The 18775-nt window shown below is 69.5% G+C and carries 21 protein-coding genes and 1 tRNA gene; 10 read left to right on the top strand and 12 right to left on the bottom strand.

Annotated features, from left to right (window positions below; all coding sequences use genetic code 11):
* Positions 1–20: 20 nt before the first annotated feature.
* Positions 21–1103: a YfgM family protein gene (locus SACCYDRAFT_RS23285; protein ID WP_005459948.1), complete on the bottom strand. Its 1083-nt coding sequence runs from the start codon at positions 1101–1103 to the stop codon at positions 21–23.
* A 235-nt stretch (positions 1104–1338) separates the two neighbouring features.
* On the opposite strand from SACCYDRAFT_RS23285, the gene SACCYDRAFT_RS23280 reads away from it, so the two are divergent.
* On the top strand, positions 1339–1725 hold the full coding sequence (locus SACCYDRAFT_RS23280) for a hypothetical protein (RefSeq protein WP_005459944.1): 387 nt from the start codon (positions 1339–1341) through the stop codon (positions 1723–1725).
* Here SACCYDRAFT_RS23280 and SACCYDRAFT_RS23275 read toward each other — a convergent pair.
* Entirely contained in the window at positions 1722–2930 is a 1209-nt protein-coding gene (locus SACCYDRAFT_RS23275) for an MFS transporter (protein ID WP_043536846.1), read from the bottom strand. The genes SACCYDRAFT_RS23280 and SACCYDRAFT_RS23275 overlap by 4 nt on opposite strands.
* A 103-nt stretch (positions 2931–3033) precedes the next feature.
* Entirely contained in the window at positions 3034–3684 is a 651-nt protein-coding gene (locus SACCYDRAFT_RS23270) for a TetR/AcrR family transcriptional regulator (protein WP_005459940.1), read from the bottom strand.
* Positions 3685–3828: 144 nt separating this feature from the next.
* Here SACCYDRAFT_RS23270 and SACCYDRAFT_RS23265 point away from each other — a divergent pair, with 144 nt between their 5' ends.
* Positions 3829–5013, top strand: coding sequence for a cytochrome P450 (locus SACCYDRAFT_RS23265; protein WP_005459938.1), 1185 nt, complete (start codon positions 3829–3831; stop codon positions 5011–5013).
* Between the two features lie 9 nt (positions 5014–5022).
* Entirely contained in the window at positions 5023–5220 is a 198-nt protein-coding gene (locus SACCYDRAFT_RS23260) for a ferredoxin (RefSeq protein ID WP_005459936.1), read from the top strand.
* 21 nt (positions 5221–5241) lie between these two features.
* On the opposite strand, the gene SACCYDRAFT_RS23255 is transcribed toward SACCYDRAFT_RS23260, so the two are convergent.
* Positions 5242–5901 (bottom strand): pentapeptide repeat-containing protein, encoded by a 660-nt coding sequence (locus tag SACCYDRAFT_RS23255; RefSeq protein WP_043536844.1) that lies wholly within the window; start codon positions 5899–5901, stop codon positions 5242–5244.
* Between the two features lie 58 nt (positions 5902–5959).
* Positions 5960–7018, bottom strand: coding sequence for an alpha/beta hydrolase (locus tag SACCYDRAFT_RS23250; protein WP_005459932.1), 1059 nt, complete (start codon positions 7016–7018; stop codon positions 5960–5962).
* Between the two features lie 137 nt (positions 7019–7155).
* Between SACCYDRAFT_RS23250 and SACCYDRAFT_RS23245 the strand changes: the two genes are divergently transcribed.
* Entirely contained in the window at positions 7156–7755 is a 600-nt protein-coding gene (locus tag SACCYDRAFT_RS23245; RefSeq protein ID WP_043536842.1) for an NADPH-dependent FMN reductase, read from the top strand.
* 36 nt (positions 7756–7791) lie between these two features.
* Positions 7792–8268 (top strand): Dps family protein, encoded by a 477-nt coding sequence (locus tag SACCYDRAFT_RS23240; protein ID WP_005459928.1) that lies wholly within the window; start codon positions 7792–7794, stop codon positions 8266–8268.
* Positions 8269–8340: 72 nt separating this feature from the next.
* On the opposite strand, the gene SACCYDRAFT_RS23235 is transcribed toward SACCYDRAFT_RS23240, so the two are convergent.
* Positions 8341–10170 carry a S9 family peptidase gene (locus SACCYDRAFT_RS23235; RefSeq protein ID WP_005459927.1) on the bottom strand — a complete coding sequence of 610 codons (1830 nt, stop codon included), beginning with the start codon at positions 10168–10170 and terminating at the stop codon, positions 8341–8343.
* 35 nt (positions 10171–10205) lie between these two features.
* Here SACCYDRAFT_RS23235 and SACCYDRAFT_RS23230 point away from each other — a divergent pair, with 35 nt between their 5' ends.
* Complete coding sequence (locus SACCYDRAFT_RS23230) at positions 10206–10967, top strand: class I SAM-dependent methyltransferase (protein WP_005459925.1); 762 nt, start codon at positions 10206–10208, stop codon at positions 10965–10967.
* Positions 10968–11043: 76 nt separating this feature from the next.
* Here the strand turns inward: SACCYDRAFT_RS23230 and SACCYDRAFT_RS23225 are convergent.
* The 3 genes from SACCYDRAFT_RS23225 to SACCYDRAFT_RS23215 all read right to left on the bottom strand — a co-directional run bounded on the left by SACCYDRAFT_RS23225 (position 11044) and on the right by SACCYDRAFT_RS23215 (position 14447).
* Positions 11044–11117, bottom strand: a tRNA-Pro gene (locus tag SACCYDRAFT_RS23225).
* Between the two features lie 38 nt (positions 11118–11155).
* On the bottom strand, positions 11156–12097 hold the full coding sequence (locus SACCYDRAFT_RS23220; RefSeq protein WP_005459923.1) for a metallophosphoesterase: 942 nt from the start codon (positions 12095–12097) through the stop codon (positions 11156–11158).
* A gap of 190 nt (positions 12098–12287) precedes the next feature.
* Positions 12288–14447, bottom strand: a complete 2160-nt coding sequence (locus SACCYDRAFT_RS23215; protein ID WP_043536840.1) for a transglycosylase domain-containing protein — start codon at positions 14445–14447, stop codon at positions 12288–12290.
* A 254-nt stretch (positions 14448–14701) separates the two neighbouring features.
* Between SACCYDRAFT_RS23215 and SACCYDRAFT_RS23210 the strand changes: the two genes are divergently transcribed.
* Positions 14702–14998: a WhiB family transcriptional regulator gene (locus SACCYDRAFT_RS23210; protein ID WP_005459919.1), complete on the top strand. Its 297-nt coding sequence runs from the start codon at positions 14702–14704 to the stop codon at positions 14996–14998.
* Between the two features lie 27 nt (positions 14999–15025).
* Here SACCYDRAFT_RS23210 and SACCYDRAFT_RS23205 read toward each other — a convergent pair whose 3' ends face one another.
* Genes SACCYDRAFT_RS23205 through SACCYDRAFT_RS23195 form a run of 3 tightly spaced genes read right to left on the bottom strand, consistent with a single transcriptional unit; the run spans position 15026 to position 17474 of the window.
* Positions 15026–16189 (bottom strand): ArsA family ATPase, encoded by a 1164-nt coding sequence (locus tag SACCYDRAFT_RS23205; protein WP_005459917.1) that lies wholly within the window; start codon positions 16187–16189, stop codon positions 15026–15028.
* The gene (locus SACCYDRAFT_RS23200) at positions 16186–17190 is read right to left on the bottom strand and encodes an ArsA-related P-loop ATPase (protein WP_005459916.1); all 1005 of its coding nucleotides are present in this window, start codon (positions 17188–17190) and stop codon (positions 16186–16188) included. The genes SACCYDRAFT_RS23205 and SACCYDRAFT_RS23200 overlap by 4 nt, the downstream gene beginning before the upstream one ends.
* Before the next feature lie 35 nt (positions 17191–17225).
* On the bottom strand, positions 17226–17474 hold the full coding sequence (locus SACCYDRAFT_RS23195) for a hypothetical protein (RefSeq protein WP_005459915.1): 249 nt from the start codon (positions 17472–17474) through the stop codon (positions 17226–17228).
* 33 nt (positions 17475–17507) lie between these two features.
* Between SACCYDRAFT_RS23195 and SACCYDRAFT_RS26220 the strand changes: the two genes are divergently transcribed.
* From SACCYDRAFT_RS26220 to SACCYDRAFT_RS23185, 3 genes are read left to right on the top strand one after another with little or no spacing between them, the layout of a single operon-like run.
* A complete protein-coding gene (locus SACCYDRAFT_RS26220; RefSeq protein WP_005441783.1) occupies positions 17508–17669 on the top strand; it encodes a DUF4177 domain-containing protein in 162 nt (53 codons plus the stop codon).
* Between the two features lie 9 nt (positions 17670–17678).
* Positions 17679–18134, top strand: a complete 456-nt coding sequence (locus tag SACCYDRAFT_RS23190; protein ID WP_005459914.1) for a RidA family protein — start codon at positions 17679–17681, stop codon at positions 18132–18134.
* Positions 18134–18766 carry a hypothetical protein gene (locus SACCYDRAFT_RS23185; protein ID WP_005459913.1) on the top strand — a complete coding sequence of 211 codons (633 nt, stop codon included), beginning with the start codon at positions 18134–18136 and terminating at the stop codon, positions 18764–18766. The genes SACCYDRAFT_RS23190 and SACCYDRAFT_RS23185 overlap by 1 nt, the downstream gene beginning before the upstream one ends.
* Positions 18767–18775 lie beyond the last annotated feature (9 nt).

Raw genomic sequence — 18775 nt, 5'->3', positions numbered from 1 at the left:
CCGCCGGGGCACGGTTGTTCCTACCTCCGGAATCTCCGCGCGTGGCGGCACGCCGTCCAGCGGGACAGCAGAAACGCCAGCCGGGCGTCTCCCGTGTACTGCCATGCCCAGGAGTCGGCGTGGGAGCCCAGGAGGCGGAACTGTTCCACCGCCTCGTCGTAGCGTTTGGCGTCCACCAGCAGGCTCGCGAGCAGGCCGCGGTCGAAGTGGGCGTAGGGCGAGCCGGCGCCGTCGCCCGCCAACCACTCCGCCGTGGCGTTCATCGCCTGCCGGGCGTAGGTCTTGGGGCGGGGGTGCTTCCTCCCCACCGAATACTCGAACACCGCGGTCAGGCGCAGTGGCGTGAGCGCAGGTGACCTGGCCGCGGCCTCGTCGGCGAACGCGAACATCCGCTCGTGGGAGCCGTGCCACTTGGCACACCAGTACTGCAGGGCCGCGTCGTGTCCGCCGCGGTGGTGCGGCGCCCGGGCGCACAGTTCGGCGAAGGCGCGTTCGAGAGCTTCCTCGCTCCACTGCTGGGCGCGGGCGAGGGTGACCAACGTGGCCCAGGGAGTCGGATCGTGCGGCGCGGCCTCGGTGGCCGCCCACGCGGCGGGCTCGGCCTCGTCGAGGATCCGGTAGAAGGCACTGAACCGCTCGTCCGACGTCTCGGTGGCGATCGCCGAGCCCCGGGCGTTCCATGCGCGGCGCACCAACATCTCCGCCCGTAGCACCAGCAGGTCCGGATCGTCGGGCCGGTCGTACTGCCACCGGTCGAGCGCGGTGCTGTCGGCGGCGGCGGTATTCGCGAGGACATCGACGTCCAGACTCCGCCGTGCCCAGTCGTCACCGTGCTCGGCCAGCAGCCGGGCCGCAGGCTCCCACTCGCCGGTGAGCAGAGCTTGGTGGGCCTCCGCCAGCCCAGGCCGGTCGAGGAGGGGATCGGCGGTGACGTCCTCGTCGGCCGGAAGCCCCAAAGTGGTCGGGTCCACCCGGCGGTGGAGGGCTCGGATGCCGTCTTCGGTGCTCAGCTCGTCGAACTCGATTCCCAGGCGCTTCGCCTCGCGCCAGAGGAGTTGGAACTTCCTGAACTCGACGGGATTGAGCAGGCGGAGCAAACTCACGAAAGAACTCCTGTTTCGAGGGATGGTGCCGACATGCCGGTGCGGGCGCGCCGATGCCGCTCGATCTCTAGTGCACCGCGGGCCCGCCGGGGTGGTAAGTCACCATCACGTGGCGTAATCGTTTCGTCCTCGGGACCGCCCGTCCGTATCTCTGGTCCAGAGCATCCGCGCCGTCCGTGTGTGACATCGTCCTGGCTCTACCGCTGGTGTCTCCGTCGCCGGTAACGTCGTCACCATGCGGATGACGGGTGGGCGGGCGGCGTGCGCCGCTGTGGTGTTGTCGGGACTGGTGCTGGCGGGTTGTGACGAGGTCACCTCGGCGGTGCAGGAGGTCGAGGCCGCGGGCGACAAGGCGGCCGTGTGCACGCAGGCGTTGCAGATCATCGACCTCAGCGCGGACGTCAGCCCCGAACAGGTGGCGGCCGAGGCCGAGCAGAAGGCCCAGCAGTTGCAGGACCTCGGTAACCAGGTGGCGGACCAGACCGTTCAGGACACGTTGTTCGACATCGCCAACGGTTACCTGGAGCTCGAGGAGCGCAAGCTCGACCACCTGGGCGACTTCTCGGGCTGGTTGGAGAACAACCTCAACAGCCTCGAAAACCTGCGCCAGGCGTGCCTCTAGGCGTGTTGCGGCGGTGAGGTGGGCAACCGGCCCTCGCGTTTCCGCTCCCACATCGACAGGGCCGCTCCCACGGCGGCGAAGCACAGCCCTCCCAGGGCGGCGGTGACGAAGCCCCAGCCGGGGGCGGCACGGTCGAGGACGAACCCGACGACGGGACTGCCGAGGCCGAGTCCGAGGCGCGTGGCCGAGTCCTGGAGCCCCATCGCCATGCCGCGCACGGTGTGCGGGACCAGCTTGCTCACGGTCTCGGCGGTGGCCGCCAACGTCGGTGCGCACATGGCGTTCATGGGTGCCAACGCGAGTGCCAGCACCCACCAGACCTCGGTGGCCAGCCCCACGGGCACCGTGAGCACGGTCAGCAGCACCATCAGCGTGAGCTGGGAAAGGCTGCGGCGGGCCGCGCCGTGCACCAGGCCGCCGACGAGGGAGGCCGCGCCCATGGAGGCGAGGACGATCCCGGTCCACTCCACGTCGCCGGACGCCCGCAACGCCGCGATGGTCGACAGCTCGGTGCCCATGAGCACGAACGCCGCTCCCATGGCGACGGCGAGCGCGGCGACGAACCGCGTGGACACCCAGGTGCGAAGGGGCGGACCGGGCTCGGCCGGTGCGGACGATTCCTCCGGGGAACGGACAGGCGGGTTGAGGTACCAGAGCGCGAGCGCGAGCACGCCGTGTGCGACGCCCATACCGGTGAGCGTGACCGACGTCGAGTGCTGGGTGCTGACGAAGATCGCCAGAACGGGCCCGCTCATGTACGCGACTTCGAGCAGTACCTGGTCGAGGGAGAACGCGGCTCGGCGGCGTTCGGCGGGCACGAGCGCGCTGATGACCTGCCGCGAGATCGCCCCGGCGGGTACCACGAGAGCACCCGCGGGCAGTGCGGCCACGAGCAGGGTCTCGTACGACAGGTAGGGGCTCATGAGCCAGTAGGCGCAGGAGACGGACCCGCAGACGGCGGTGACGGGTCGCAGACCGTAGCGGTCGATCATGCGCCCGAGCGTCGGGGCGCCGAGCGCCGTTCCGAGCAACGTGGCGGTCCCGACGAGGCCCGCCGCGCCGTACCCGCGTCCCAGCTCGCTCACCACGTGCAGGGTCAGCACGACACTCGACGCGACGATCGGCATCCGCGTGAGCTGCAGGATCAGCATCGACGTCGGGAGAGCGCGGATTCGGAACAGCTGGAGGTACTGCTGAAGGCCCACGTCAGTGACCGAACCGCACAGTGGTACGCCCGTGCAAGAGCTTTTTTCGCGCCAGTGCCGACACGGAGAGTGAAGAACTGAGTGATTCCAGAAAACTCACCGGTCAGCCTTCGCCGGGCTGCCGGAAGTCCAGATCCTCCTCGGTGATGGGACGGCCGGGCAGGGGGGTGCCGGGCCGGGCGCGGAGACCGTCGAGCATGAGCACGAAAGCGCGTTCGGTGACGGAGGCCGCCGGGACGTTCGCCACGGGCGTCTGCTTGAGGAGGAACGAGAACAACACCGCCACGTCCCCGGCACCCACGTCCTCGCGCAGCGTGCCCTCGTCCTGCGCCGCACGCACGATCTCACCCAGCACCGCCAGCACGGCGCGGCACGACCGCTGCGTCTCGGGGTCGTCGCGCAGGATCTCCCTGGCGCGGGAGGACATCAGCGCGAGTCGCACGATCACCTGCAACCGCTGGGAATGCCTGACGAGCCGGATCAGCGCCGCCCAGGCGGAGGGCTCCTCCTCGACGGCGCGGCGGGCTTCGTCGGCGACGTTGGCCAGGCTTTCCCGGGCGACGGCGCGGATCAGCGCCTCCCTGTCGGGGAAACGCCGGTAGAGCGTTCCCACTCCGACCCCGGCCTGCCGCGCGATCTCCTCCATCGGCACGTCGGGGCCGGCTTCGGCGAACATCCTGCGGGCGGCGAGGAGGATCTGGCCGAGGTTACGGCGCGCGTCGGCACGCAACCCGACTTCCGGGCCAGCCGCCATCTCGTTCCTTCCACTCACCGATCGAGGCATTGTCTCACCCGTTCGCCGGTGGAGGGAGACCTTCCCGTTTCGCTAGCGTGCGAAAACGAGCTAACCGGAATTCCTTCTTCCATATACGCGCACGTCCGGATTGGAGTGCAGCACATGACCGCTCAGCTTCCCGGGACACTGCCCATCACCCGCTCCTGTCCCCACGCGCCGCCGGACGAGCACCGCAGGCTGCGGCAGGAAGCACCGATCTCCCGTGCCACCCTGCCGAGTGGTGACACCGTGTGGGTACTGACGCGGCACGCGGACATCCGGGCGATGCTGGCGGATCCGCGGTTCAGCTCCGACCGCGGCAACCCGAACTCCCCGCGCCTGGTGGCGGGGCAACGGCTGGACGTCGCCTTCCGCGCGTCCCTGCTCGACATGGACCCACCGGAACACGGCCCGGCCCGGCGGGCCGTGGTCGGCGAGTTCACCGTGAAGCGGCTGGCCGCCCTGCGGCCCCGTATCCAGGAGATCGTCGACGAGCACATCGACGCCATGCTCGCCGGTCCGCGCCCGGCCGACCTGGTGACAGCCCTGTCGCTGCCGGTGCCGTCCCTGGTGATCTGCGAGCTGCTCGGCGTTCCCTACTCCGACCACGAGTTCTTCCAGACCCACTCGTCGTGCCTGATCACCAGGACGGTCACACCGGAGGAGCGCCTGCGCTCCCTCACCGAGTTGCGCGACTACCTCGACGAGCTGATCGCGGCGAAGGAGAAGTCCCCGGCCGACGACCTGCTCAGTCGTCAGCTCGCCAAGCGGAACGACCGTGAGGAGCTGATCAGTCTCGCGTTCCTGCTGCTCATCGCCGGTCACGAGACCACGGCGAACATGATCTCGCTGGGCACCATGGCGTTTCTGGAGCATCCCGAGAAGATGCGCAGGATTCGGGAGGACCCGGCGGTGACGGAATCCGCGGTCGAGGAACTGCTGCGCTACTTCACCATCGCGGAGTTCGCCGTCTCCAGGGTCGCCGTGGCCGACGTGGAGATCGGCGGTGTGCTGATCCGTGAGGGTGAGGGCGTGCTGCCACTGAGCAACATGGGCAACCGCGATCCGGAGGCGTTCGACCGGCCCGACGAGTTCGACATCGAGCGCGGCGCGCGGCACCATCTGGCGTTCGGCTTCGGCGCTCACCAGTGCCTCGGCCAGAACCTCGCGCGAATGGAGCTGCGGATCGTGTTCGACACCCTGTTCCGGCGAGTTCCCGGTCTTCGCCCGGCCGTGCCGCTGGACTCGCTGTCGTTCAAGGACGACGCGGTCGTCTACGGCATCCACGAGTTCCCCGTGACCTGGTAGGAGCAGACCATGCGCATCGTCGCGGACACCGAGCGCTGTGTGGGCGCGGGTCAATGCGTACTGTCCGAGCCCGCCGTGTTCGACCAGAGGGAGGACGACGGCACGGTCGTCGTCCTGGTCGATCGGCCGGACGGGGAAGAGCTGGACAACACTCGCCAGGCCGTGGAGATCTGCCCGAGTCAGGCGCTTTCCCTCGTGGAGGAGTAGCGCCGCGCACGTCGTGCGGTCTCAGTCGGCGACGATGACACCGAGTGCGGCGGCGAAGCTCGGGGCGAGTCCGAGGAGCTGGGAACTGTCGATGACCAGCCCGGACAGCGAGCCCGCGCCGAGGTGAAGCCGGAGTTCGGTGGTCTCGCGCAGGTCGACGCGGTCGAGCACGGTGTTGTCGAACCGCACGTCCCGCAACGTCGATCGCGGGAACCGCACCCGCGTGAGCGTGGCACCGCCGAAGTCGACGTCGCGCAGTGCGCAGTCGACGAACGTGACGTCGGTGAGTCTGCTTCCCCGCAGGTTCACCGACGTGAGTTTGCACCCGTGGAAGGTGACACGCCGCAGCGTGCTGTCGTAGGCGGCCGTACCCGCCAGCACGGTGGTGACGAACTCGGCGTCGAGCCAGCCGGTCGCGGTGACGTCGGTGCCGATGAGGCCGCACCCGTTCAGCCAGACGTCGGTGAAGTTCGTCCGCGACAACCGGGCGGAGCCGAAGGCCACACCGGAGAACGCGCACTCCACGAACCGCGAACCCGGGGCATCCACTGAGGACAGGTCGGTGCCGGTGACGTGGACGTACTCGTGGTCGGCCGAATCCGCGGGTAGCTCGCCCGTCTCCACGAGGTGGCGGTGGTAGGGCAGGTCGGTGAGGGCTCGCGGAGCGGTTCGACCGGTCATGGCAGGCATTGTGCCGGGCCGCGACGGCCGAGTTGGCGGAGGTGAGGGCAATCCGGTGTCACTCGGTGACGGGATGGCTCAGTCCCATCCGTAGTGCGCCCGCGGCCTCGGCCAGTGCTTCGCGGAACCGTCGTCCGAGACCGAGGAAGTTCACGTACCCGTGGATGAGGTCGGACTGCCGGGACAGCGCCACGGGCACGCCCGCGTCGGCGAGTTTGGCCGCGTAGGCCTCACCCTCGTCGCGCAGTGGGTCGAAACCCGCCGTCGCGAGGTAGGCGGGCGGCAGCCCGGAGAGGTCCTCGGCCAGCAGCGGTGACAGTGCCGGGTCGGAGCGGTCCACACCAGCGGGCGCGTAGTGGTCGATGAACCAGGTCATGTGCTCGTCGGTGAGGAAGAACCCGTCGGCGAACAGCTCGCGCGACCGGCGGCGCCGGGTGGCGTCCACGGCGGGGTAGAGCAGCAGCTGGAACGCGGGAGCGGGGCCGCCGCGCCGGGTGGCCACCTGGGCGGTGACCGCGGCGAGGTTGCCGCCCGCACTGTCGCCGCCCACCGCCACGCGCCGAGGGTCGGCGCCGAAGTCCCCGGCCTTCTCGTGCGCGAAGTCGAACGCCGTCAGTGCGTCCTCGGCCGCCGCGGGGAACGGGTGCTCCGGCGCGAGGCGGTACTCCACCGACAACACGTGCACACCGGCGTGCTTGGCGAGGAACCGCGCGGTGTTGTCGTGGCTCTGACGCGTGCCGACCACCCAGCCGCCGCCGTGGTAGAAGACGAGCAGTCCCGCTCCGCTCGGCAGGCCCTCCGGCGTGTAGAGGGTCGCCGCGAGCGCCCCGTGCGGCGCCGGGATGGACACGTCGCGGGTGAGCACCGGCTGGACGGGCTCGCCGCTCACGAGGTGGCGGGAGACTTCGAGGGACGCCCTGGACCGTTCGACCGACTCCTGGACGAACGTGGTGCGGGACAGTTGCTGGAGTCGCAGGAGGAGCTGCGCGTCGAGGGCGAGTTCCTGCCCGTCGATGCGCACGGGCCTTCCCGCCACGAGACGGCGCAACGGACGTGGCAGTGCGTAGAGCAGTTGCGCCCCGGCGGCCAGCACACGGATGCGGGCGGGTATCGCCATGTGAGTTCCTCCCGTCATGACGGTGACGTCGATGTTACTCGGCAGTAGGCCTGGTGGCCAGCCGTGCTGCCGGTGTGACGGAGTTCCCCCGAACGGCCCTGGACCTCCACCGAAGTCGAACGTCTAGCCTCGGGAAGGTGACAGCGAAACGTGCGATCAGAGTCCTCGGGCTCGGCGGTTCCCTTCGCAGCGGCTCACAGTCCGAGCGGGCTCTGCGCATCGCTCTGTCCGGGGCCGAGGAAGCCGGAGCAGTCACCACGGCCGTCACCGGTGAGGCACTGCGCCTGCCCTTCTACGACGCCGGGGTGAGCGAACGCGGTGAACTCGCTGTGCGACTCGTGGACGCCGTGCGCGAGTCCGACGGCGTGATCGTCGTGTCACCCGGCTACCACGGGGCACTGTCCGGGCTCGTCAAGAACGCGCTGGACTACGTCGAGGACCTCAGGGAGGATTCCCGGCCCTACCTGCACGGCCGTGCCGTGGGGCTGATCGCCGTGGCCCACGGGTGGCAGGCGGCCGTCACGACGCTGAACCAGATGCGCACCATCGCGCACGCGCTGCGCGGCTGGCCCACCCCTCTCGGTGGCGCCGTGAACTCCGCCGAGGTGAAGTTCGACGAGGCGGGCGGCGCCTCCGAGGAGAGGACCGAGCGCAACCTGCGCCTCATCGGTCGTCAGGTCGCCGAGTTCGGCCTCGCGCAGCGCGCCGCGGGTTTCGGAGATCCCACTCACGGGTAATCCCGCGTCATCCGACAGCGCAGGGAGGACAGCACGATGGCGAACTCGCCTATCAAGAGCCCGCTCAAGGAGAGTGACAAGGAGCTGACGGCGAGTGTCCTGCAGTCGACCCTCGTCGACCTCATCGATCTGAGCCTGATCGCCAAGCAGGCGCACTGGAACGTCGTCGGCCGGAACTTCCGCAGTGTGCACCTTCAGCTCGACGAACTCACCACGGCGGCACGCGAGTTCGTCGACGACGTGGCCGAGAGGGCCAACGCCATCGGCGTGTCGCCGAACGGCAAGGCCCGGACGGTGATGGAGTCCTCGGGGCTGCCCGAGTACCCGGACAACTGGCAGACCACCGACCTGACGGTCGACAAGATCGTCGAGATTCTCGACCGGCTGATCCAGCGCATGCGGGTGCGGATCGACGAGACGGACAAGAGCGACCTGGTCACCCAGGACCTGCTGATCGAGATCACCCAGGAGCTGGAGAAGCAGCACTGGATGTGGCAGGCGCAGAAGGCCTGAGACCACAGGGGCGCGAAGCCGAGTGAGGGCCACCTCCACCGCACGGCGGGAAGGTGGCCCTCACTCGTGTGCTCAGGGCAGGCCGACGGCGCGCCGCGCGAAGTCGACCTCGATCGCGACCTGCTTGACGGTCTCGGCGACCACGAGCGAGCCGTGCCCGGCGTCGTAGCGGTAGAACGCGTAGTCGGCACCCCGCTGCGCGAGCCGGTCGAGGTAGTTCTCGATCTGCCGGATGGGACAGCGTGGGTCGTTGTCGCCCGCCAGCACCAGCACCGGCGCCCTGACCTCGTCGACGTAGGTGATCGGCGAGCACTTCTCGTACACCTCGGGCACGTCCGACGGCGCACCGCCGAACAGCGCGCGGTCGAACGCCCGCAGCGGTTCCATCTCGTCGGCGTAGGCGGCGACGTAGTCGGCCACCGGCACACCGGCGACGCCGGCGGCCCACCGCTGCGGCTGGGTGCCGAGGGCCAGCAGCGTCAGGTACCCGCCCCACGACGCACCCGCGACCACACACCGGGCGGGGTCGGAAAGCCCCGACTCGACGGCCCAGTCGTGCACGGCCGCGACGTCCTCCAGCTCCGTCAGGCCGGGCCTGCCCTCGATGGCGTCGCGCCACGCCGACCCGTAGCCGGTCGAACCGCGGTAGTTCACCTCCACGACGGCGAAGCCCGCGTCCAGCCACACCGCGCGGTAGGCGGAGAAACGGTCCTCGTCGGCGGCGTGCGGACCACCGTGCAGGAGGAACACCGTGGGCAGCGGACGCGCCCCGTCCTGCGGGGTCGAGACCAGGGCGTGCACGTCGCCGCCGGGGCCGGGCACGAACTCGTCGGTGACCGGACGCGAGCCGGGTGCCCGCTCACCGGGCGGAGTGATCAGGACGCGGTCCTGCCCGTCCGAGTCGCGCACGCGAACGAGCGGCGGTTCCGCGGCGTTCGACCACGAGTACTCCACGGCGCCGTCAGGCCGGACCGCCGCGCCGCCGACGTAACCGGGCCGGGAGTCGAGGGAGGTCAACGCCCTCGTGCCGAGGTCGTACCGGTACAGCCTCGTGCGTCCCTTGTCGAACTGGGCGATCAGCAGGGCCTCGGCGTCGGGGTACCAGTCGCCGGTGAGTTCGCCCGGCAGGTCGATGTCGAGTTCGGTCTCCGTGTCCGCCTCGACGTCCCAGATCAGCAGTTCCTCGCGGTCACGCCGCTCGTGCTGCACGAGCAGCCGAGGGTCGCCCTTCCTCGGTGAGAACGCGAGCGCGGAGAGTCCCTTCCCCTCGCCGTCCCACTTCTCCGCCACGACGCCGAACCCGTCGCACGCCAGCACCCGCAGTGCCGGGTGGCGGGAGTCACCGTGCTCGGAGTGCCCGATCGCGACCAGCCGTTCGTCCCGCGACAGCGCGGCCACCTCGGCGTCGTGCTCGCTCGCGTAGAACCGCTCCGTCCGGCCGTCCCGGTGTGTGTACAGGGCGCTGCCGTCGTCGGTCGACACGCCGACCGCGCACAGGCGATGCCCGATCTCCAGCCCCGCCGGATAACCGGCGGGCACGTCGGGCAGGGCCGGCGCGGGGGCCGCCCCGCCGGAGAACGGCTCACGCACCCACGTGCCGAACTCGTCGCCGTCGGTGTCGTCGAACCACCAGATCCACTCGCCGTCGGGTGACAGCGCGCCGTGCATGGTGCCGTTGGGGCGGTCGGTGACCTGGCGGTGCGTGCCCTCGGCGCGGTCCCAGGCGTAGATCTCCCAGACGCCGCTCGCGTTGGAGACGTAGAGACTCGCGTCGGGGGCGTCGATCGCCCAGCCCGGCAGCGACACCCGGGCCGCGCTGAACCGGGCCCTCCAGCGGGCCTCCGGTTCGGGCTCTCCGAACAACGTCTCGGGAACACGGGGGCTCGGATGTTGTGTGCTCACCCCGGTGATCCTGCCAGGTCCGTAGGGTTGGCACCGTGAGTGAGGGGCAGGCGGGTCACACGAACTTCGTGTTGCCGCTGTTACGGCCGGGGATGCGGGTGCTCGCTGTCGGCTGCGTTCTTCCAGATGGCCGAGGTGACGTCCGGCTGACGACGAGTCTGGGCACGGCCACGCATCCGCTTCACGTCGTCGGACTGGACACCGACGTCGAGGGGCTGCGCCAGGCTCGGCGGGCGAGCGAGCTGGCCGCCGTGTCCACCACCGACTTCGTCGCCGCCGACGCCACCGCTCTGGCTGTGCGGTCGGAGTCGGTCGACGTGGTCTACGCCCACGGCCTGCTGGACCGCGTCCGTGATCCGAGGGAGGTGCTCGCCGAGTTCGCCAGGGTGCTGAGGCCCGGTGGCCTGCTCGCGCTGTCGACGCCGGACTGGAGCCGTACCAGGGTCAAGCCGAGGACCGCCAACGTCGACGCGGCACTGCGCGGATGGACCATGCTGCGTCGTCGGGAGGGTGGCGACCCGGCGGCGGGCAGGCACGTCGAGGACTGGGTGCGGTTCGCGGGGTTCCGCGACATCCGTTCGCGCGCCCGTTTCCACGCCGGCGCGGACTACCGGCAACTGGGCCGGACCATCGAGACCGAGCTCGCCGAGGCTCTGCGCGGTTCGGGTGACGCCGGCGAGGCCGACAAGGTCATGGACCCGCAGCTCGCGAGCGCTGCCCGCTCGGCGTGGATGTGGGTGCGCGGCGGTCAGGGTGAGGTCAGCCAGTGCTGGGTGGAGACGGTGGCCGTGCGTTGAGAAGCGTTGAGAAGCGCTGAGAAGTCCGCGAACACAGCGGAACCCCGCCCGGTTTCCCGGACGGGGTTCCACAACGTCGGGGTGGCGGGATTTGAACCCACGACCTCCTCGACCCGAACGAGGCACGCTACCAAGCTGCGCCACACCCCGATGTCGTCTGGGTTGTCCCCAGCGGGTCGTCACCTAGTCTAGCGGACGTTGCTGGCGGCTCGACGGCGGGCCGGACTTTCGGTGCCCGAACGCCGCGACCCCCTCGGGACCAGCGTCAACAGGGTCGCCTCCGGCGGGCAGGCGAACCGGGCGGGTGCGTAGGGTGACGTGCCCAACCCGGCCGAGACGTGCAGCCACATGTCGGCACCCCACCGGGAGGCACCCCGCGCGCGCGACCGGTCGAGCTCGCAGTTGGTGACCAGTGCGCCGACTCCCGGGACGCGGAGCTGACCGCCGTGCGTGTGACCCGCGAGCACCAGGTCGTAGCCGTCGGCGGCGAAGGGGTCGAGGACTCGTGGCTCCGGCGAGTGGGTCACGCCGAGCCGCAGCACCGCCCGCCGGTCGGGTGTTCCGGTGATGTCGGTGTAGCGGTCGCGCCGCAGGTGCGGGTCGTCCACACCTGCCGCGAACACGCGCTGCCCGGCGACGGTGAGCGTACGCCGCACGTGCGTGAGGTCGAGCCAGCCGCGTTCGACGAACGCGGCCCGCAGGTCCCGCCACGGCAGGTGGGCGCCGTGGATACGCTTCTTCTTGCCCTTCGGCATGAGATAGCGCGCGGGGTTCTTGGGCTTCGGCGCGTAGTAGTCGTTGCTGCCGAACACGAAGAGGCCCGGTCGGTTCAACAGTGGTCCGAGTGCGCGCAGCACGGCGGGAACGGCCTGCGGGTGCGCGAGGTTGTCACCGGTGTTGACCACCAGATCGGGGTTGAGGCGGTCGAGCGCGGCCACCCACTGCTGCTTGGATTCCTGCCCCGGCAGCATGTGCAGGTCGGACACGTGCAGCACCCGGAACGGGCGGGCACCGGCGGCGAGCACGGGCAACTCCGCGGTGCGCAGTGTCCAGTGTCGTCGTTCGATGCCGACGGCGTAACCGAGGGTCGCGGCGGCCAGCGCCGCCGTCCCCGTCACGAGGCGTTTCATCATCATCCTTGAGGCGACGTGTGTAACCGAGCGTACGCGTGGTGACGCGCGGTTCGCTGTGCCCCATAAGGGTTGTGACCGCCTTTTGCACCACTCCGCACGCGAAAATACCTGATCGGGTGATCGCTTTCCGGGCGTGCCGGGAGAGGCGTCCGGTCCCACTCGGCGCGGAACCGGACGCCTGCAGACGTCACCGGATGTTCGTGTAGGCCGGATCGGGCTGCGGCAGGGGCTGCACGGGCTCGCCCTCCATGATCGGCTTCATCGCTCGGAACCAGGTCTGGGCCGGTGTCACACCGCCGAACATGTTGCCGTTCACGGTGGCACGGACGTTGCCGGGCCCGCTGTAGGTCAAGCCGCCGTACGGGATGTCGGGGCGGAAGACCATGGCAGCACCGGCGAGCTGCGGGGTCGCGCCGACGAACGCGGCCGAACCCTGGAACTGGGTCGTCCCGGTCTTGCCGATCATCGGCCGGTCCCAGCCCACCGAGGACGCGGCCCTCGCCGCCGTCCCACCGGGCAGGGTGTCCTTGCTCATGCCGACGGCGAGCGTGTTGGCCAGCTCCTCCGGCACGGCCTGCTCACACGCCGGCTCCTTGACCGGGAACGGTTTGCCGGCCCGGTCGTTGACCTCCAGGACCGGGGTCGGCGAGCACCAGACACCGCCACTCATGATCGTCGCGGCGACGTTCGCCATCTCCAGACCACTGACGGGGCTGGCGCCGAGCGTGAAGACCCCGCGTCCCTGCGGGGCCAGCTCGTTGGGGCCGTAGAACTCCTTCTGGGACATGCTGAACTCGGGCTTCTCGTGGTCGGGGTCGGGTGCCTTTCCGGCCGGGCTCGTCGCCATCGTCTTGCGCAGCCCGAGCTTCTCGGCCATCTCCACGACGGGGCCCATCCCGGCCATCTCCTCGAGGATGACGAACGTCGTGTTCGGCGACTTCGCCAGCGCGTCCTGCAGCGACATCGACGTGTCGCCGCCATCGCTGGCGTTCTTCACGCAGTAGGTGCGGATGTTGGTGCCGGGGCGGTTCGGGCAGTGCTCGCCACCCCAGTTGAACACATCCGAGATGTGGAAGTTCGGCACCGGCACGGTGTCGAAGATGCCGACCTTCTTCTGTTCCAGCGCCGCCGCCGCGGTGAAGATCTTGAAGCTGGAGCCGGCGCCAGTCATGTTCATGACCTCGTAGGGCAGGCCGAAGGAGGTCTGGCCCGCGTCCGGGTCAGTGCCGTAGTCCTTGTTGGCCACGAGCGCGACCACCTCGTGCCGGTCCTTGCCCGGCTTCACCAGCGACAACGTGTTGGCGACGTTCGGCTCCTCCTTGCGGACCTCGGCCTCCGCCGCCGCCTTCGCCTGCAGGGTGGCCTCGCGGTCCATCGTCGTGCGGATGACGTAGCCGCCCGTGTAGAGGTCGTCCTTGTCCATACCGAGGTCCTCGACGAGGTGGTCCTCGACGTACTGGCAGAAGAAGCCGAACGCCGGGTCCGCGCTGATGCAGGTGGAAGCCGGCTTGTCCGGACCACCGGGCACCACGCCCAGTGGCTCCTTCTTGAACCTCTCGGCGTCCTCCTCGGCCAGTTTGCGGTTCTCGACCATCTTGTCGAGCACGAAGTTGCGTCGCTCCTTGGCCTTCTCCGGGTTGTTCCACGGGTCCAGCACGGCCGGGTTGTTCACCATGGCGGCGAGCAGCGCCGACTGGGGCACGTTCAGCTCCGCGGCCGTCGTGCCGAAGTACGCCTTGGCGGCGGCACCGACACCGTAGATCTGGCGCGAGAACTCGACGACGTTGAGGTATCCGGTGAGGATTTCGTCCTTCGTCATCTTGGTCTCGAGCTGAATGGCGATCCGCGCCTCTTTCAACTTTCGGGCGATCGACACTTCCTGTGCCTTTTGCTGCCCGAGTTCGTCACCCCGATAGGTGACATTGATCAGATAGTTTTTGACGTACTGTTGCGTCAGCGTGGAGGCGCCTTGGGTTTCCCCACCGGAAGAGTTACTGATCGCTGCCCGGAGCGTCCCTTTCCAGTCCACCCCGTGGTGGTCGTAGAAACGGCGGTCCTCCACGGAGATGATCGCCCATTTCATCGCCTCGGAGATCTGATCCGACGTCGTGGGGATGCGGTACTGCTTGTACAGCGTCGCGAAGGGTTTGCCTTCCCTGTCGGTGAGGGTCGTGACCAGGGGTGGTGGTTCGTCGGCAAGGTCGGACGACATCGAGTCCACCGTCTCGCTGGCCTGGTTGGAGATCACACCGGCCGCCCCCACGACGGGGAACATAATCCCCGCGACAAGGACTCCGGCGAGCAGGCACAGACCGAGTAGCTTGAACAGACCGCTCCGGATACTCACGCACTCAGGGTACGCACACCCCCGTGTGATCGCGGTGACCAGTTCCCTTGATCGAGAAGCCATCTGATAACAAATGACCCTGCGGGGGTTGGCGGGGGAACCGGCAGCCCCTACAGTCCGTCAACAACTCACGGGAACGATGCCAGGGGAGGCTTCGTCGGAGGGACGTGAGTACGAAAAGACCTGCTCGTGGGGGGCGCGGTCGCACGCTACGTCGCCTACCTGCCGGTCGCAACAGGGTAGGAGCTGGGGGTATGAGGTACGACTACTCGGATTGGCGCATCCATGCTTACTGCAGGGACAGCGATCCGGACGGTCTGTTCGTGCGGGGAGCCGAGCAGAACCGCGCCAAACTGGTCTGCATGGGTTGTCCGGTCCGCACCGAATGTCTGGCGGAGGCGCTGGACAACCGCATCGACTTCGGTGTCTGGGGAGGGATGACCGAACGCGAGCGCCGCGCGCTGTTGCGTCGGAGGCCGGAGGTGTCGAGCTGGCGCGAGTTGCTCGAATCGGCCAAACGGGAGTACGAGCCCGCGCAGCGCGTGTCCTGACTCCCGCCGGTCACGGTGCCCCGCGTGTCAAGCACCTGCCATGCGTTCGCCCACGTCGCGCAGCCCCGTGAGGTCGTGGACGTCGCTGGGCAGCGCGGGCACCGTGGTGACGGGGACGTGCGGGTGCGCTTTGGTGAAGCGCGCCAGCAGACGTTCCTCGCGTTTCGACATCTCGACGCGGTCGGCGTGCAGCCGCAGCACCGCCGAGGCGAGCGGAGCGCCGGTGGTGTCCGTGGAGTCGGTGGAGTCGGTGGAGCTTTCGGACTTGCGTTCGAGTGCCTCCGCCGCGGCGAGCGCGTCGATGGCGGAAAGGTCCGCGAGCACGGGATGGGTGCGGTTGGCGACGAGTCCGGCCAGCGGCATCGACTCGGTGGAGAGCCGTTCGACGAAGTAGCTGGCCTCCCGCAGCGCGTCGGGTTCCGGCGCGGCCACCACCAGAAACGCCGTGCCCTTCGACCGCAGCAGTTCGGCGGTCTTGCCCGCGCGTTCCCGGAACCCGCCGAACGTCGAGTCGAACGCCTGCATGAACGCCGACGCGTCGGCGAGCAACTGGCCGCCGAGGATCGTCGACACGGCCTTGGCGAACATCGAGAACCCGGCGCTCACGACCTTGCGCAACCCCCAGCTCCCCGCACGGGCGGGGGTGGTCAGCAGCCGGATCATGCGGCCGTCGAGCGCGGCGGACAACCGGTTGGGTGCGTCGAGGAAGTCCAGCGCCGAACGGCTCGGCGGGGTGTCCACGACGATGAGGTCCCACTCCCCGGTGGCCGCGAGCTGGCCGAGTTTCTCCATCGCCATGTACTCCTGCGTGCCGGAGAACGACGTGGAGATCGTCTGGTAGAAGGGGTTGCCGAGCAGTTGCTCGGCGCGTTCGGGGCCCGCGTGCCTGCGCACCATGTCGTCGAAGGTGCGGCGCATGTCGAGCATCATGGCCCACAGCTCGCCCTTCGGTTCGAACCCGGCGACCGAGACCTTCCTCGGGTGGTTGCCGAGTTCCCGCAGACCCAGAGCCTGCGCGAGCCTGCGGGCCGGGTCGATGGTCAGTACCACCGTCTGCCGTCCCCGTTCGGCGGCGCGTAGGGCGAGTGCGGCGGCGGTGGTCGTCTTGCCGACGCCACCGGAACCGCAGCAGACGACCACCCGCGTCTCGGGGTCGTCGAGCAACCTGTCGATGTCGAGCTGGGTGGTCACAGGCGCACTCCCTGGTCGACCAGCGCGTCGGCTAGTTCGTACAGGCCCGCCACGTCCACCCCACCCGGCAGGTCGGAAAGGCGGAGCGTGGGCAGGTCGGCCTCGGTGAGCTGTTCGGACGAGCGTTGTTCGGCGGCGATGCCGATGGCGTGCTCCACGGTTTCGGCCACGAGCGCCTCGACGGTGGAGTCGGGCAGGTCGAGCCCGGCGGAGGTGAGGCCGGCCCGGACTCTGGTCTCGTCCACGTTGCCGTCGGCGGCGGGGGACAGCGAGCGCGCGGGCAGCCGCGGAGGGCGGACCCGGTTCACCAGCACGGCGCCGGGACGCAGGTCGGCGCCGTCGAGCTCGGCCACCGCGTCGAGGGTCTCCCGTACCGGCATCTCCTCCAGCAGGGTCACGAGGTGGACGGCCGTCTCGCCCGAGTGCAGCAGACGAACCACGCCCTCGGCCTGCCCGCGGATGGGCCCGGTCTTGGCGACGTCGGTCAGCGCCTTGGTGACGTCGAGGAACTTCACCACCCGGCCGGTGGGTGGCGCGTCGACCACCACGGCGTCGTAGACGTGCCTGCCGTCGGAGTCCGTACGACCGACGCACTCCTTGATCTTCCCGGTGAGCAGGACGTCGCGAAGCCCCGGGGCGAGCGTGGTGGCGAACTCGATGGCACCCATCCTGCGCAGCGTGCGGCCCGCGAAGCCGAGGTTGTAGAACATCTCGAAGTACTCGAGCAGGGCCGCCTCGACGTCGATGTGCAGGGCGCGGACCTCGCCACCGCCGGGCGCGGAGGCGATGCGTTGCTCGGCGTACGGCAGCGGCTCGGTGTCGAAGACCTGGGCGAAGCCCTGCCTGCCCTCGACCTCCACGAGCAGCACGCGGCGCCCGCCGCGCGCGAGCGCGAGCCCGAGTGAGGCCGCGAGCGTCGTCTTGCCCGTTCCGCCCTTCCCGGTCACGAAGTGCAGCCGGGTCCGAGCGAGTTCGTCGGTCCAGCCAGGCAGGGGAGTCACATCTCGAAGCGTATCCGCAAACCGGCGGCGGCCGGTCAGCTCGCGAGTGCGAGGACGCTCACGGTGAGCGCGATCGCGCCGGAGAGTGCCCAGGCGCCGACCGCGGGCAGCGTCGTGAGGGTCAGGACGGCGGCCACGGTGAGGGCGGTGAGACCCACCAGCCCGGTGACCGCGACGGTGGAACCGCGCCCCGTTCGTTCCCTGGCCCTGGCCATGGCGAGCAGGATGCCGATGATCCCGGACACGGTGAGTAACGCCGTCGCGAGGATGCGCCATGCTTCCACGCGATCCGACCGTAGTGGCTAGGGTGTTCGACCATGAGTACCACGAAGTGGGAATACGCCACGGTGCCCCTGCTGATTCACGCCACCAAGCAGATCCTCGACCAGTGGGGCGAGGACGGCTGGGAACTGGTCACGGTGCTGCCCAACCCGAGCGGCGAGCAGCACGTCGCCTACCTCAAGCGGCCGAAGGACTGAGGGCCCGTCATGAAGTGGAGCGCGAGGCTCGACCAGCTCGGTATCGAACTGCCCGACGTCGCGGCTCCGGTCGCGGCCTACGTCCCCGCCGTGCGCACCGGCTCGCACGTCTACACGTCGGGGCAGCTTCCGTTCGTCGGCGGTGAGCTGGCGGCCACCGGCAAGGTCGGAACCGAGGTCAGCCCGGAGGAGGCCAAGCAGTACGCGCGCACGGCCGCGCTGAACGGTCTCGCCGCCGTCCACGCCCTCGTGGGCATCGACTCGGTGGTCCGGGTCGTGAAGGTCGTCGGCTACGTCGCGTCGAGTGAGGGCTTCGGCGGGCAGCCCGCCGTCATCAACGGTGCCTCGGAGCTGCTCGGTGAGGTGTTCGGGGACGCGGGCGCGCACGCGCGGGCGGCCGTCGGTGTCGCGGAGCTGCCGTTGGGCGCACCGGTGGAGGTGGAGCTCATCGTGGAGGTCGAGTGATGGACCCGGACATCGAGAGCTCCTGCCACGAGCTGTTGCTGCGGCTCGCGGGCCGACTGCCCGACCGGCTGCTGTGGCGGTTCCGGGACTGGCTCGGCGAGGGAGCGATGGGCACGTTGGCCCGCACGCTGCCCAAGACTTTGCTCAAGCACAGGATCGATCTGGACCAGTCGGAGTATCGCCTGCTGGTCGCCGGTCTCATCCCGCACGGTGCCGACTGGCACGAGGTCAGTTCGACACTTGGGGTAGACGCCCAGACCGGGAACCGGTACACATTCACAACGGGAGCACCCGATTGGGTGAACACCGTCGATTCGGTGTCCGTGGTGGTTCACGCAACGTTGCGGGGACGCCCGGACGTGGGCGAGGTCCGGGAGAGCTGGCGGCATGACCGTGGGTCCGCTGAGGAAGAGGCCAAGCGGGTCCTGCTGGTCACGGCGGTCTCCGGGCTGCCTCGCCTTACTGGGGAGATCCAACGTGTCCTCCGCGTACTGGGCGACGAGGCGCCCAGCGTCGAGGTTCTGCCGACGCAGATCGAGTTGCCCGCCTACCACCGGGCGGCGCTCGCGAATTCCCGGTTCGTGTGCGTGGGCGCCGTGGACGCCGGTCACCACAGGCTTGTACCCGCATAACGCTCGCGT

The sequence above is a fragment of the Saccharomonospora cyanea NA-134 genome, from assembly GCF_000244975.1.
GTDB classification, from domain to species: Bacteria; Actinomycetota; Actinomycetes; order Mycobacteriales; family Pseudonocardiaceae; genus Saccharomonospora; species Saccharomonospora cyanea.
This window is presented reverse-complemented; position numbering and strand designations above follow the sequence as displayed.

Coding starts and splice junctions, on each gene's coding strand:
- SACCYDRAFT_RS23280 (WP_005459944.1), top strand. CDS start 1,339: ATGCGGATGACGGGTGGGCGGGCGGCGTGCGCCGCTGTGGTGTTGTCG.
- SACCYDRAFT_RS23270 (WP_005459940.1), bottom strand. CDS start 3,684: ATGGCGGCTGGCCCGGAAGTCGGGTTGCGTGCCGACGCGCGCCGTAAC.
- SACCYDRAFT_RS23265 (WP_005459938.1), top strand. CDS start 3,829: ATGACCGCTCAGCTTCCCGGGACACTGCCCATCACCCGCTCCTGTCCC.
- SACCYDRAFT_RS23260 (WP_005459936.1), top strand. CDS start 5,023: ATGCGCATCGTCGCGGACACCGAGCGCTGTGTGGGCGCGGGTCAATGC.
- SACCYDRAFT_RS23255 (WP_043536844.1), bottom strand. CDS start 5,901: ATGACCGGTCGAACCGCTCCGCGAGCCCTCACCGACCTGCCCTACCAC.
- SACCYDRAFT_RS23250 (WP_005459932.1), bottom strand. CDS start 7,018: ATGGCGATACCCGCCCGCATCCGTGTGCTGGCCGCCGGGGCGCAACTG.
- SACCYDRAFT_RS23240 (WP_005459928.1), top strand. CDS start 7,792: ATGGCGAACTCGCCTATCAAGAGCCCGCTCAAGGAGAGTGACAAGGAG.
- SACCYDRAFT_RS23220 (WP_005459923.1), bottom strand. CDS start 12,097: ATGAAACGCCTCGTGACGGGGACGGCGGCGCTGGCCGCCGCGACCCTC.
- SACCYDRAFT_RS23210 (WP_005459919.1), top strand. CDS start 14,702: ATGAGGTACGACTACTCGGATTGGCGCATCCATGCTTACTGCAGGGAC.
- SACCYDRAFT_RS26220 (WP_005441783.1), top strand. CDS start 17,508: ATGAGTACCACGAAGTGGGAATACGCCACGGTGCCCCTGCTGATTCAC.
- SACCYDRAFT_RS23190 (WP_005459914.1), top strand. CDS start 17,679: ATGAAGTGGAGCGCGAGGCTCGACCAGCTCGGTATCGAACTGCCCGAC.
- SACCYDRAFT_RS23185 (WP_005459913.1), top strand. CDS start 18,134: ATGGACCCGGACATCGAGAGCTCCTGCCACGAGCTGTTGCTGCGGCTC.